Source organism: Haladaptatus sp. W1, from assembly GCF_001723155.1.
GTDB lineage: Archaea > Halobacteriota > Halobacteria > Halobacteriales > Haladaptataceae > Haladaptatus > Haladaptatus paucihalophilus.
The window spans coordinates 1-11,923 of record NZ_MEIH01000091.1 but is presented as its reverse complement, the minus strand read 5'-3'; the positions used below and the strand labels follow the sequence as shown (position 1 = coordinate 11,923).

Below are 11,923 nucleotides of genomic sequence, written 5' to 3'. Positions count from 1 at the left end.
AGTTTCGTCTCGCACGTAGTCACGCTCTACGTTTGGTATCTCCGAGACAAACCGCCAATCGCCCTCATCACGTGGGCCGCATACGCGCTGTTCTGGGCATACCTCGCCGTTACGGCGTTCTTCGAACTGGAGTTCGCCACAGTCGGATTGGCGGTCCTCCTCGTGGTCGTTCTCTCGCTTACGGCCGTTCTCCTCCATCATCAGTGGACGAATGACCGAACGCAGTCCGCCTGACGCGACGACCTCGACCGGGTACTGTTTCCTATCGACTGTTCCTATATCCTCCTTCGAAGTACTATTTTCGATGAAATCTACTGAATATTACTGTTATCTACTAAATCATACTGATTTGCACCATTACGCGATAGCGACCAGCGTTTCCTCCTCCCTGTCAGTGCTCTCCGTCCTCGTGCTCCCGCGCCGCACCGACGGCGCGCGCTATCAGACCGGCCTGTCCGCCCGCCACGAACCCCGCGTCGATGTTGACCACGGACAGCACCGTACACGACTGCAACATCCCCGAGAGCGCCGCCTCGCCGTCGCTCGCGTGGCCGTAGCCGTTCGACACCGGCAGGCCGATGACGGGCGTGTCCACGAGTCCGGCGATGACGGTGGGGAGCGCGCCCTCGCGCCCCGCGGCGACGACGAGGGCGTCCGCCGCGCGGAGGGCGTCCACCTCGTCCAACACGCGGACCAGGGAGGCGACGCCCACGTCGTGAATCTCCTCGACGGTCGCGCCCATCTCCGACGCGATGACTGCGGCTTCTCCGGCGGGAATCGCGTCGCTCGTGCCCGCGCTGACGATGCCGACCGTCGCGTTCACCTCGGGCGGTTCGAAGGTCGGCGCGTGGGCGACGAGGACGTTCGCTCGCGTTCGAACCCGCACGTCCGCGTCCGGGTGGTCTGCATCGAGCCTCCGCTGGACCGCCCCCGTGTGGTCGTCGTCCACCCGCGTGACTATCGCTCTGCCCGCGGTTTCGACGGCCGTGGTTGCGAGTTCCGCGACTTCGCTCGGCGTCTTTCCGTCGGCGAGTATCGCCTCCGGGACGCCGCGACGCCGCTCGCGGGCCGCATCGAACCGCCCGGCCCCGTTCGTCGCGTATCCCGATAACATCGCCTCCGCTTCGGCGACGCTGGTTTCCCCGTTCGCCACCGATTCGAGTAGTTCGCGCATATTCGCCACTCTGTGGCCCTCCTACTCCTGTCTGTCGTCCGCGGTCAATCTACTTTACTTCACTTAAAGCTTTTGGCGGCACCGACAGAGTAGGTCACATTCTTCGACTCGTGGGTGTTCACCGCATAATTTGGGAAGCTTTATTAAGCGCGCTACGGAACGTCAATCCTGTATGGCAGACCTTATTGTCAAAGCGGCTGTGAAAGAAGCGCTCGACGACAAAAACGTTGCCTCGGACTTCTACGACGCACTCGACGTTGAAGTCGAGGAACTCCTCGAGGACGCTGCACGACGCGCAGAAGAGAACGACCGAAAGACGGTCCAGCCGCGCGACCTGTAAAAACGGAACTCCCTTCATTTATTTTTTCGCCGTCCAGCGACAGCGTTCGACGCACCAGCGGTCGTCTCGGCCGGGTCTGACGACCCCACAACGGCGTTTTCTAGCTCTTTCGGGCGCTTTCCGACGCTCTTCGTCACACTCGTCTCACGTCTACGCCGTCGTCGTTCCCGGCGTGTATCTCGTCAGCCATCCCGACGAACAGTCCGTGTTCCACCACGCCCGGAATCGCCGAGAGGTCGGCCGCGAGGTCGCCGGGCGAGTCGATTTCTCCGAACTCACAGTCGAGGACGAGGTTTCCGTTGTCGGTCACGACCGGCCCGTCCTTTCGCTCCGCGTCGCGCAACGTCGGGTCCCCGCCGAGACGGCGAACGTCGTCGGCCACCGTCGTGCGAGCGGCGGGTAGCACCTCGACCGGAACCGGATGTTGCAGCCGTTCTGCCGCTTTGCTCGGGTCCACGACGACGAGAAACCGGTCCGCCGCTCCGTCCACGATTTTCTCCCGAGCGTGCGCCGCTCCGCCGCCCTTGATGAGGTCGCCCCCGGCGAACTGGTCCGCGCCGTCGATGGCCACGTCGATTCCCGACACGGCATCGAGGTCGGTCAGCGGAATCCCTTCCGCCTGTGCCAGTTGCCGCGATTGGAACGACGTCGGCACCCCGCGTACGTCGAGTCCCGAATCGACCATCCGGCCGAGTGCTCGAATCGCGTGAGCCGTCGTACTCCCCGTTCCAAGTCCGACTACCATGCCATCTTCGACCGCCTCCGCCGCGCTTTCGCCCGCGTTTCGCTTCGCCTCGTCGCTTCCACCCGTCGTTTTCATGTTCGTGGAAATCGGTGCGGCCCGGAAAAAGGTTGCTAGCGCGTCCGTGAGACTCCCCCCGATAAATAAACTGGACGTTCGAAGGGTCAGCTACAGGCCCGCTTCCCCGTTACGTCTACCCGGATGTGGTTCCCCACATTCGGGAGGATGGGGTTCGGTTCCTCTTGTAGCCTTTCGCCCGATTCAGTCCTCGAACGGGAGGGTACCGGGCTCCTCGACGACTACCCACCAGTGGTAGTCGGCTTTGGGATGTCGCCGCTCCACGTGTTCTCGCAACTCCTCGCCCTGTTCGAAGTCGCGCCCACAGAGGTTGCACCGGTGATGTCGTTTTCGAGCCATGGGGCTAGAACGCCGTTGAACCGCTAAAACTCGTCGTCCGTTCGCGCGTCGGTAACCGTCGTTTTCTGCACCGCCCATAGCACTATTTCGCTCGCTGTCGTAGCCCTGGCCATGACACGCGAACAACTGGTACACGCGGCGGAGGAACTGAAACAGGCCAGCGCCGACACCACCGGTGAGGTCAAAGAACGTCTTGAATCGCAGGCTGACTCCCTCCACTCGCTCGCCGAGGCCGACCACGGCCCGGACCACGGCCGACTCGACCGCATCATGCACGCCCTCTCGGAACTCGAAAGCGACGTTGACGAAGAAACCGCGAAACGGATCGATAGTGCCTACGACCACGTGAAGGCCCACCGCGAAACCGTCAGCGGCGTTTAAAACTCCCTCGCTCAGCAGACCGGTTTCGGATTGACGCCCATCGACTCCAGCGAGTCGGTGTACTCCTCGTAGGCGGCGGTAATCGCGCCCTCGGCGGCCTCTTTTGCTGTCTCCCAGTCCTCGTCCGAGTCACAGCGCTCGCCGAGGAGCGCGAGCGTGTCGTCCAACTGGTCGCCGAGGTCGCCTTTCAGGTCGCGGAACAACTGAGCCGTCATCGGGTCGGCCTGTCCCGTGAAAAAGCCCGTCATCTGCTTTTTCGATTTCTCGCTCGCCAGCGTCCGCCCGATGAATCCGCCGAGGCGCGCGGTGGTGTCGTCCAGTCCGCGGAGGTACTCGTGGAGCGCGGGCACGTCTCCGACGTCGTGGTCGTCCACTTTCCCGGACACACGCTCGTAGTGGTCGTTCTCTACGTCCGCGATACCCGTGAACAGTTCGCTCGCGTCGGAGTCGTCCTCGTCGTCTGCCCACCCTTCGAACGTTCGGGCGGCCGCGTGTTCGGAGTCGGCGGCGGCGCGGAACACTTCGTCGGCGTCCATCTCTCCGTTCGTCGCGGCGTACAGCGACTTCGAGGAGCCGAGGCGCGAAAGGGCGGTTTCGTTTTCCTTGCGGACCACTTCGAGAAATTCCTCCGAGTTCATGTGCCACGGTACGAAGCCGTTCGGCTTGTAATCACCGACGTCGGAAACGCTCGGTCTACTGCATGTCGTCCAACTCGACGAAAACATCCGCGTCCGCGGTTATCCAGCTCGCCATGCGTTCGAGGCGGGTGGCTTCCGTCGGGTAAATCGTACACCGATTCGGTTTGCCGTCGTACTCGACCACGACGGAGGACAACTCGAAGGACTGCGGGGCGGCGACGTTCTGTTCCGGTTCGGACGGCTTGTCGACGGTATGGAAATGTCCGGTCATGGTGTCCTCGTGGGGGCGTCCCGACGACGCCGTACTATTGAGATTCGGCCCGCTCTCAATAATCCCTGCTAGTTGTTCTCCATAGCCCTCGATAGCGGTCGGTATCTGTCGGCCGTCCGGGTTATCGGTCGTTTGGGCTATCGACCGCTTGGGATGTTACTGCCACGGGATATATCGGCTCGAAGAAAAACGGGTCGGTCGTTTCGGTCGCTGTGGTCAGTTTCCGGTTTCGATGGGCGCGTCCACGAGGTTGCCCCACTCGGTCCACGACCCGTCGTAGTTGGCGACGTTGTCGTAACCGAGCAGTTCCGAGAGTGCGAACCACGCGATGGACGAGCGCTCACCGATACGGCAGTAGGCAACGACCTGCTGGTCGTTGGTGACGCCTTCACTCTCGTACAGGTCGCGGAGTTCCTCGGCGGACTTGAACGTCCCGTCGTCGTTCACGGTGGCCGCCCACGAGATGTTCGATGCACCAGGGACGTGGCCGCCGCGCTGGGCCGTCTCCTGCAGTCCCGGGGGCGCGAGGATTTCGCCGCTGAACTCCTCGGGCGACCGAACGTCCACGAGGGGGACGCCGCGGTCGATGGCTTTCTCCACGTCGTCGCGGTACGCGCGGATTCCCTCGAAGGGACCGCGGGCGTCGTAGTCGACTTCGGGGTACGACGGTACCTCATCCGTCGTCGGGAAGCCGTTTTCGAGCCAGTAGTCGCGCCCGCCGTCGAGGAGGCGCACGTCGCGGTGGCCGTAGTACGTGAACTGCCAGTAGGCGTAGGCGGCGAACCAGTTGGAGTTGTCGCCGTACAGGACGACCGTGGTGTCCTCGGCGATTCCGTGTCCGCCGAGCAGGTCCTCGAAGTCGTCCTTTTCGAGGATGTCGCGCGTGGTCTGGTCCTGCAGTTGCGTCTCCCAGTTGATCCCGATTGCACCCGGCGCGTGGGCGGCGTCGTAGGCTTCGGTGTCGACGTCGACCTCTACGAGTCGATAGTTCGGTTCGTCACTTTGGAACTCGTCGAGGTGGTCTTCCACCCACTCGGCGCTGACGAGAACGTCCTTGGCGTAGTCGCTGTCGCTCATGCGTCCCCTTCTTCCCGTGCTCCGGTTATATTCTTGTTACTGCCGGAAGGTTCCGCCTTCTGTCGAGCTTCCCGGCAAAAATCCCCGCAAGTTTGGAGCGGATTCCCGACTCCCCGGTCCCCGGTGGGTGGTGAACCGGACGCGACGACCAACTATCGGCAACACCGGCCGGTATCTGCAGTCAGAAGCCGGATTCGACGGTACCCGGAGGGCTAAGACGCTGGACTCGGTACCGGGGACCGATGCACGAGAACGTCGTCGTCTCGGCGGAATGGCTCGCCGACCGACTTGACGAGGTACGAGTCGTTGACGTCCGCGACGCGTGGGAGTACGACGGAATCGGCCACCTCCCCGGCGCGGTCAACATCCCGTTCGACGCCTTCCGCTCGTCCGACGCGGACGACGCCGGAATGCTCCCCGGTGTCGAGGCGTGGGAGGACCTCCTCGGAAGCGCCGGTATCGACGAAGACGACACCATCGTCGCCTACGACGACATGCACGGCGTGTTCGCGGCGCGGTTCCTCGTCACCGCCGAACTGTACGGTCACGACCGACTCCACCTGCTCGACGGCGACTTCAGTTCGTGGCAACGCGACCACGAGACGACGACCAACGCGCCGTCGCCCGACCCCGTTTCCTACTCGGCCCGTGACTCGGAGGGCACCACGCTCGTCGGACGCGAGGCGGTCGAAGCCGCCATCGACGACCCTGACGCCGTGCTGGTGGACACCCGCGACTCGGCGGAGTTCGCCGACGGTCACCTCCCGGGTGCCGTCAACGTGGACTGGCTCGACCTCGTTGACGACGAGAGCCGCGGTCTGAAATCCCCCGACGAACTTCGTGAAATCCTCGAATCCAACGGTGTCATCCCCGAAAAACGCGTCATCCTCTACTGCAACACCGCCCGGCGGATTAGCCACACCTACGTCGTCCTCTCTTCGCTCGGCTACGACGACCTCGGATTTTACGAGGGGAGTCTCACCGACTGGACCGCGGCCGACGGCGAACTCGAACGCGAGTGAGAGCGGTCCAGGTTGGAACGCGATGGCGCTTCCCCGCTCTCTTTATCGCCCGTTTTGTCTATTTGCCAGTCAGAAAACGGTCCGCGACGAACGAAGTCCGGTTCAATTTCCACCGCGGTAACGGGCATGGAATCCCCCGTAACCGCGAATAACGACCGGTATCGTGTACGCCCTCGTGGTGAGCCGTGATTGCCCGTCTGACCCTAACGACGATAGTTTTCCATTGGTCACTGAAACAGTCGCGGCCATTTATCTTCGGTTCCGGCCTATAGCCTGTCGCCCCGGGAGGGGGGAAAAGGGATGACTGTGAGAGAACAACAAGACGCAGAAAACGTCGAATCAGAAGAACGTCGCTCGTTTATGAAGAAAGGTGCGCTCGCAACGGGCGCACTCGCGTTGGGCTTAGGTAGCGCCGGGAGCGCCTCGGCGCAGGGCCGAAACGTGTTGGTGTACACCTACGACTACCACCCGCAAGTGCAGTTCCGGGTCGTGAACTCGTTGGAGCAAGCCACTACGGTTCGCCTGCTCCAGCGCCCTGGCGGCGGCAACGTGCCGGAGATCAGCCAGCCGGACGACTACGACGGCTACATCATCCGCTACCTGCTCGGTGGCAGTGGCGGTGACGGTCGAGGTCAGATCACCACGTTCGTCTTCGGCCGCAACCTCTCGCTGAGTCAGGGTGACACGCGTCAGTTCAGCGGTGACGCGTCGATCTTCAGCAGCACGCTCAACCTGCTCAGCACCAGCCTCCGAAGCAGCTAATCGATTCGACGTCGTATCGGGGGGTAACAACGACGCGGTTCCGTACCCATTTTTTGGCCGTCCGTCGGAGCCGACGGTACTGTTACGGACAACACGACAGATTTCGATACCTCGGAGCACACATGAGAGACGAATTCGATACCGAGCCGCCGTCGACGGACCGCTCAGCCGATTTCAGTGCCCTCGTTCGACCGCCCGCCCAGCCATCCGGGAGCGTGCTGGTGTTCACCCGCGATTTCTATCCGAACGTCCCGTTCCGAATCGTCTCCCAACTGCCCGCGTTCATCACGGTGTCTATCCTCGACGAACCGCCCGACGACGTGCAGGTAATCTCGCAACCGGACGAGTACAACGGCTACGTCATCACCTACGAGTTCTACGAGACGCCCGTCTTCGTCTTTCTGTTCTCCCGTCGCTACCTTCCGACGGGAGGCCGATTTCGATTCGCGGACGACGCCACGTACTTCAGCGCCAATCTGGACCTCCTCGAAGTGTCCGTGACGAGGGTGAAGTGAGAGGGCACTTCTTGGTTTACTTCGGAACGCGATGGTTGAGGGACTGTATCGAATTTCATATAGCATTCACTGATTTATTCACGGATTTTACCCGCGCTCCCTGTCCGGAGGGACGATGCGCTCTTCCCGACATCACGTCCGTTAAGTACCACCGACTACAACCACCGAGTAATGAAACGACGAACCTTCCTTACGGCGAGCGCGACGGGACTCGTCGGACTCGCTGGCTGCCTCGGGAACTCCGACGATGCTGGCTCCGGCGGTACGGGTTCGACCGGCGACCCGACCGCGACGACCACGGCACAGACCGAATTGAGCGGCACGCTGAACGTCGCAACGTACAGCGCGCTCGTGGACGCACCCAGTTCGTCGCCCGGCGCGTGGTTAAAAAAGGAGTTCGAGAAGAAGTACCCGAAAGCCACCCTCCAGTGGCAGACCCCGGAAAACGAGGTCAACTACTTCATCCAGCGGAAGGCACAGGGCGTCGGCATCGACGCGGACGTGTACGTCGGCCTGAACGTGGACCAACTCATCACCATCGACGACAAACTCGGCGGGAAACAGCTGTTCACCCCCATCGCCGACTCCCTCTCGAACTACGGCCACGTCAAAGAGGGATTGACGTTCGACCCGAAAAACCGGGCCGTCCCGTACGACACGGGCTACGTCAGCCTCGTCTACGACGAGACGAAGGTCGACGGCCCCGGAACGTTCGACGCGCTCACGAAACCGAAGTTCGAGGGGACGCTGTTGACCGAGAACGCCCAGCAGGCCGCGACCGGGCGGGCCTTCCTCCTCTGGACGATTCACCAGATGGGCGAGGATAACTACCTCGACTACTGGAAGCGACTCTCGAACAACGACGTGCAGATTCTCGGCTCGTGGGACGCGGCCTACACCGCCTTCTCGAACGGCGAACGACCCATCGTGGTCTCTTACTCCACCGACCAAGTGTACGCCCACCGCGACGGCGCGAACCTGAAGAAACACCAAATCGGCTTCCTGAACGGACAGGGCTACGCCAACCCCGAGGGGATGGCGAAGTTCGCTGACACGGACAACTCGAAACTCGCCGACGCCTTCCTCGACTTCATGCTCTCGAAGAAAGCCCAGTCGAAGATTCCGACGCTCAACGTCTCGTTCCCGGCGACCGACTGGGCCGAACCGGGCGCGGAGTTCGAGAAGTACGCCAAAGCCCCGGAAAAACCCGTCACCTACTCCTACGACCAACTAAAAGGCAACGTGGAAGGATGGGTTGATGAGTGGGCGCGCCAGATTGCGAGCAAGTAGATGAACCCCGGGCGCTGGCTCGAACGACACACGCTCTCCCTCCTCGGCATCGTCACCAGCGCCGTGCTCGTCGTCTTGTTCTACTACCCCGTCGCCATCGTCTTCGCTGACGCGGGGGGACTCGACGCCTTCCTCGACGTGCTGACCGACCGCTTCTACCTCTTCGACATCTTTGGCTTCACGGCGTATCAGGCCCTCCTCTCCACGCTCGCCAGCGTCGCCCTCGGCCTCCCAGGCGCGTACATCCTCGCGCGCTACGAGTTTCCGGGCCGTCGCACCATTCGTTCGCTGACCATCCTCCCGTTCGTTATGCCGTCCATCCTCGTCGCCATCGGATTCGTGGCGATGTTCGGGCAGAACGGCCTGTTCAACGACCTGGTTGGCGTTATCGGCCTCGGCCCGTACTCGCTGCTGTACAATCTCCCCGCCATCGTCGCCGCCCACGCCTTCTACAACGCGCCGCTCGTCGCCCGCGTGACGAACGCGGCGTGGGAGAGCGTGGACGCCCGCGAGGTCGAGACCGCCCGAAGCCTCGGCGCTGGACGGTTTCGAGCGTTTCGAGACGTGCTCGTCCCTCAACTGCTCCCCGCGATTCTCACCGGCGCGCTCCTCACGTTCATCTTCACGTTCATGTCGTTCCCAATCGTTCTCGCGCTGGGCGGATTCCAGTACCAGACCGTCGAGGTCTGGGTGTACGCGCTCGTCCAGCGCCTCGATTACTCCGAGGCGGCGGTCCTCGCCGTCCTCGAAACCACTCTCTCGCTCGCGCTGACCTACGGCTACCTCCGGTACGAGGCCCGCCAGAGCGCCGTCTCTCGGGCCAGTAGACCCCTCCCGCGGAAACACCTCTTTTCGGGCGACGGCGGTCTCGCCGAGACCCTCGAACGGGCGGGCGTCGCGGTGTACCTGCTCGTCGTCCTCGTTCTCTTTCTCGGCCCGCTCGTGAGCACCGTCCTCGAAAGTTTCACCGGGCCGTCCGGGTTCACCCTGCGCTACTACGAGTTCCTCGTGACGCGGCAGGTGTCCGGCGCGTCGTTCCAGACCAAACCCGGCGTCGCGGTCCAGAACTCCTTGATCTTCGGCGTCGGAACGCTCCTCGTCGCGCTCCCGATGGGCGTCGTCATCGCCGTCCTGACGCGGGCACGGAAGAGCCGAATCGTGGAAGCCGTGGCGATGGCCCCCCTCGCCGTGAGCGGTATCATGGTCGGATTGGGCATGCTCCGCGGACTCGTCTTCGGGATTCCCATCGCCGGAACGCGGATACGGGTCGACGGCGCGGTGGCAATCGTCGCGGCCCACGCCGTCGCGGCCTATCCCTTCGTCACGCGCAACGTCTCGCCCATGCTCGCCGGAATCGACCGGCGGACCGTCGAATCGGCGCGGGCGCTCGGCGCGACCCGTATCCGCACGCTGGTCGATATCGAACTGCCGCTCGTGGCGGTCGGTCTCGCCGCCGGAGCCGCCTTCGCGTTCGCCATCAGCATCGGCGAGTTCGACTCGACAGTTATTCTTGCCACGGGGAGTAGCAGTTACACGATGCCGGTCGCAGTCGAACGCTTCCTCGGCAAGCAGACCCTCGGGCCAGCCACGGCCATGGGCACCGTCCTGCTCGTCGTCACCGCCGTCAGTTTCGTCATCATCGACCGCCTCGGCGGGAGGTGGGAAGGTGGTTGAACTCCGCCTCTCCGGCGTCCGCAAGGAGTACGACGGCGTAACCGCCCTGAACGACGTGTCGCTTCGCGTCGCCGACGGCGAGTTCTTCACCCTCGTCGGCCCGTCCGGATGCGGCAAGACGACGACGCTTCGTGCCATCGCTGGCTTCGAGGACCTCACCGCCGGAACGGTTCGGTTCGGCGACCGCGAGATGGCTGGCGTGCCGCCCGAAGAGCGGGGCGTCGGTTTGGTGTTCCAGAACTACGCCCTGTTTCCGCACATGACCGTCGCGGAAAACGTCGGCTACGGCCTCCGCTTCCGCGACCCGCCGGGCGCGATGACGGACGAAGAGCGCGTCCTCGAACTGCTCGAACTGGTCGACTTGGACGGGTTCGAGGGCCGCGACCCGGACGAGTTGTCCGGCGGCCAGCAACAGCGCGTCGCCCTCGCCCGCGCACTCGCTCCCGGTCCCGACCTGCTCCTGTTGGACGAACCGATGAGCGCGCTGGACGCCCGCCTCCGCGACGACCTCCGCACGCAAGTCTCCCGCATCCAATCCGACCTCGGAATCACGACGGTGTACGTCACTCACGACCAAGAGGAGGCGCTCGCCATCAGCGACCGCGTGGCCGTGATGAACGACGGGCGAATCGAGCAGGTCGGCCGCCCCGAGGACGTGTACCGCCGTCCAGACTCTCGGTTCGTCGCGGAGTTCGTCGGCGAGAACAACCTCTTCTCGGGCGAGACCCGCGCACACGAAACGAGGGGGTCGCTGGTCGCCGTCCGCGGCCACGAGTTCCTCGTCCCCGGTTCGACCGCTGACTCGGTGACGTTCTGCGTTCGCCCCGAGGCGCTCCGACTGGGTGGCGGCGAGAACGCCTTTTCGGCGACCGTCGAAACCGTCGAGTTCCTCGGCGAGGCGTTCCGCGTCCACCTCGATTGGGACGGCAAACCGATCACGCTTCGCGTGCCCGAGGCACCGGACGACGAGCGCGTTCGCGTCGGCTTCGACCCCGACGACGTGCACGTCATCGACGGCGGGACGGCGGACATCGTAGAGCAGCGATAGCCACACGACGGTCGTCCCGTACGAGGATTGTCCCCGTGGCTTCGAACGTCCCGTCGCCGTCGAGGTCCCATTCGTAGGACACGACCTGGCCGTCCGGGTCGGTCGAGTTCGCGGCGTTATCGACTCGTCGTTTCGGTGGTATCGGTGGTGAACGTGCCGTCGGTGGTATCGGTGGTGAACGTACCGTCGGTGGTGTCGCTCGTAAACGTCCCACTGGTCGTATCAGTCGTGAATCTGCCATCCGTCGTAAACGTCCCCTCGGTCGTCTCCGTCGTGAACGTCCCACCGGTTGTTTCCGTGTCGAAGGTTCCATCTGTCGTCTCCGTCCCGGTCGTTCCAGTAGTGAACGTCCCGCCGCCACCGCCGAACCGCCCCGACCTGTCGATGTCCCCGCGCATGCTGTCGGGATGGTACCGGCAGCGGTACCGCCGAATCCGATCTGTCGGTTTGAACGTCAACGTCCGCGTTTCCCCTCGTTTCGACGACGAGTCCGTTCGGTAGATTACTTGGCCGAAATCGCCGTTTTTCTGGCCGAGTATCTGGAACTCGTGTCGCTTTCCGTCGAGGTTGAT

15 protein-coding genes and 1 pseudogene are annotated in these 11,923 nt (G+C 63.4%); 9 read left to right on the top strand and 7 right to left on the bottom strand.

The window, feature by feature from the left end; translation table 11 throughout:
* The coding region (locus BG842_RS05225; protein ID WP_069449957.1) for a hypothetical protein at positions 1 to 234 on the top strand (234 nt) is incomplete at its 5' end.
* A 157-nt stretch (positions 235 to 391) separates the two neighbouring features.
* Here BG842_RS05225 and larB read toward each other — a convergent pair.
* A complete protein-coding gene (gene larB, locus BG842_RS05220) occupies positions 392 to 1,174 on the bottom strand; it encodes a nickel pincer cofactor biosynthesis protein LarB (protein WP_069449956.1) in 783 nt (260 codons plus the stop codon).
* Between the two features lie 172 nt (positions 1,175 to 1,346).
* Here larB and BG842_RS05215 point away from each other — a divergent pair, with 172 nt between their 5' ends.
* Positions 1,347 to 1,514, top strand: a complete 168-nt coding sequence (locus BG842_RS05215) for a DUF1931 family protein (protein ID WP_018128851.1) — start codon at positions 1,347 to 1,349, stop codon at positions 1,512 to 1,514.
* A gap of 133 nt (positions 1,515 to 1,647) precedes the next feature.
* On the opposite strand, the gene rpiA is transcribed toward BG842_RS05215, so the two are convergent.
* Together rpiA and BG842_RS29575 are read right to left on the bottom strand one after the other, a co-directional pair.
* Positions 1,648 to 2,334: a ribose-5-phosphate isomerase RpiA gene (gene rpiA / locus BG842_RS05210; RefSeq protein WP_069449955.1), complete on the bottom strand. Its 687-nt coding sequence runs from the start codon at positions 2,332 to 2,334 to the stop codon at positions 1,648 to 1,650.
* 183 nt (positions 2,335 to 2,517) lie between these two features.
* Positions 2,518 to 2,673 (bottom strand): hypothetical protein, encoded by a 156-nt coding sequence (locus BG842_RS29575; RefSeq protein WP_007976219.1) that lies wholly within the window; start codon positions 2,671 to 2,673, stop codon positions 2,518 to 2,520.
* A 111-nt stretch (positions 2,674 to 2,784) separates the two neighbouring features.
* Between BG842_RS29575 and BG842_RS05205 the strand changes: the two genes are divergently transcribed.
* Positions 2,785 to 3,054, top strand: a complete 270-nt coding sequence (locus tag BG842_RS05205) for a hypothetical protein (protein ID WP_007976221.1) — start codon at positions 2,785 to 2,787, stop codon at positions 3,052 to 3,054.
* A gap of 11 nt (positions 3,055 to 3,065) precedes the next feature.
* Here the strand turns inward: BG842_RS05205 and BG842_RS05200 are convergent, their stop codons facing one another.
* The 3 genes from BG842_RS05200 to BG842_RS05190 all read right to left on the bottom strand — a co-directional run bounded on the left by BG842_RS05200 (position 3,066) and on the right by BG842_RS05190 (position 5,040).
* Positions 3,066 to 3,692 carry a rubrerythrin family protein gene (locus BG842_RS05200; protein ID WP_069449954.1) on the bottom strand — a complete coding sequence of 209 codons (627 nt, stop codon included), beginning with the start codon at positions 3,690 to 3,692 and terminating at the stop codon, positions 3,066 to 3,068.
* A gap of 55 nt (positions 3,693 to 3,747) precedes the next feature.
* Positions 3,748 to 3,963 (bottom strand): hypothetical protein, encoded by a 216-nt coding sequence (locus BG842_RS05195; RefSeq protein WP_069449953.1) that lies wholly within the window; start codon positions 3,961 to 3,963, stop codon positions 3,748 to 3,750.
* Between the two features lie 216 nt (positions 3,964 to 4,179).
* A complete protein-coding gene (locus tag BG842_RS05190; RefSeq protein ID WP_007976226.1) occupies positions 4,180 to 5,040 on the bottom strand; it encodes a sulfurtransferase in 861 nt (286 codons plus the stop codon).
* Between the two features lie 242 nt (positions 5,041 to 5,282).
* Between BG842_RS05190 and BG842_RS05185 the strand changes: the two genes are divergently transcribed.
* The 6 genes from BG842_RS05185 to BG842_RS05160 all read left to right on the top strand — a co-directional run bounded on the left by BG842_RS05185 (position 5,283) and on the right by BG842_RS05160 (position 11,351).
* Positions 5,283 to 6,062 carry a sulfurtransferase gene (locus BG842_RS05185; RefSeq protein WP_069449952.1) on the top strand — a complete coding sequence of 260 codons (780 nt, stop codon included), beginning with the start codon at positions 5,283 to 5,285 and terminating at the stop codon, positions 6,060 to 6,062.
* Between the two features lie 300 nt (positions 6,063 to 6,362).
* Positions 6,363 to 6,824, top strand: coding sequence for a twin-arginine translocation signal domain-containing protein (locus tag BG842_RS05180; protein ID WP_254662914.1), 462 nt, complete (start codon positions 6,363 to 6,365; stop codon positions 6,822 to 6,824).
* A 122-nt stretch (positions 6,825 to 6,946) separates the two neighbouring features.
* Entirely contained in the window at positions 6,947 to 7,339 is a 393-nt protein-coding gene (locus BG842_RS05175; protein WP_069449950.1) for a hypothetical protein, read from the top strand.
* 171 nt (positions 7,340 to 7,510) lie between these two features.
* Complete coding sequence (locus tag BG842_RS05170; RefSeq protein WP_069449949.1) at positions 7,511 to 8,629, top strand: thiamine ABC transporter substrate binding subunit; 1,119 nt, start codon at positions 7,511 to 7,513, stop codon at positions 8,627 to 8,629.
* Positions 8,630 to 10,303, top strand: coding sequence for an iron ABC transporter permease (locus BG842_RS05165; RefSeq protein WP_069449948.1), 1,674 nt, complete (start codon positions 8,630 to 8,632; stop codon positions 10,301 to 10,303).
* The gene (locus tag BG842_RS05160; protein WP_069449947.1) at positions 10,296 to 11,351 is read left to right on the top strand and encodes an ABC transporter ATP-binding protein; all 1,056 of its coding nucleotides are present in this window, start codon (positions 10,296 to 10,298) and stop codon (positions 11,349 to 11,351) included. Before BG842_RS05165 ends, BG842_RS05160 begins: the two co-directional genes overlap by 8 nt.
* Positions 11,352 to 11,467: 116 nt before the next feature.
* Here BG842_RS05160 and BG842_RS05155 read toward each other — a convergent pair.
* Positions 11,468 to 11,923 (bottom strand): annotated as a pseudogene (locus tag BG842_RS05155) (hypothetical protein); the annotation flags it as partial.

What these genes read in the sequence shown, in the direction of transcription:
- larB (WP_069449956.1), bottom strand. Translation starts at nt 1,174, where the DNA reads ATGCGCGAACTACTCGAATCGGTGGCGAACGGGGAAACCAGCGTCGCC.
- BG842_RS05215 (WP_018128851.1), top strand. Translation starts at nt 1,347, where the DNA reads ATGGCAGACCTTATTGTCAAAGCGGCTGTGAAAGAAGCGCTCGACGAC.
- rpiA (WP_069449955.1), bottom strand. Translation starts at nt 2,334, where the DNA reads ATGAAAACGACGGGTGGAAGCGACGAGGCGAAGCGAAACGCGGGCGAA.
- BG842_RS29575 (WP_007976219.1), bottom strand. Translation starts at nt 2,673, where the DNA reads ATGGCTCGAAAACGACATCACCGGTGCAACCTCTGTGGGCGCGACTTC.
- BG842_RS05205 (WP_007976221.1), top strand. Translation starts at nt 2,785, where the DNA reads ATGACACGCGAACAACTGGTACACGCGGCGGAGGAACTGAAACAGGCC.
- BG842_RS05200 (WP_069449954.1), bottom strand. Translation starts at nt 3,692, where the DNA reads ATGAACTCGGAGGAATTTCTCGAAGTGGTCCGCAAGGAAAACGAAACC.
- BG842_RS05195 (WP_069449953.1), bottom strand. Translation starts at nt 3,963, where the DNA reads ATGACCGGACATTTCCATACCGTCGACAAGCCGTCCGAACCGGAACAG.
- BG842_RS05190 (WP_007976226.1), bottom strand. Translation starts at nt 5,040, where the DNA reads ATGAGCGACAGCGACTACGCCAAGGACGTTCTCGTCAGCGCCGAGTGG.
- BG842_RS05185 (WP_069449952.1), top strand. Translation starts at nt 5,283, where the DNA reads ATGCACGAGAACGTCGTCGTCTCGGCGGAATGGCTCGCCGACCGACTT.
- BG842_RS05180 (WP_254662914.1), top strand. Translation starts at nt 6,363, where the DNA reads ATGACTGTGAGAGAACAACAAGACGCAGAAAACGTCGAATCAGAAGAA.
- BG842_RS05175 (WP_069449950.1), top strand. Translation starts at nt 6,947, where the DNA reads ATGAGAGACGAATTCGATACCGAGCCGCCGTCGACGGACCGCTCAGCC.
- BG842_RS05170 (WP_069449949.1), top strand. Translation starts at nt 7,511, where the DNA reads ATGAAACGACGAACCTTCCTTACGGCGAGCGCGACGGGACTCGTCGGA.
- BG842_RS05165 (WP_069449948.1), top strand. Translation starts at nt 8,630, where the DNA reads ATGAACCCCGGGCGCTGGCTCGAACGACACACGCTCTCCCTCCTCGGC.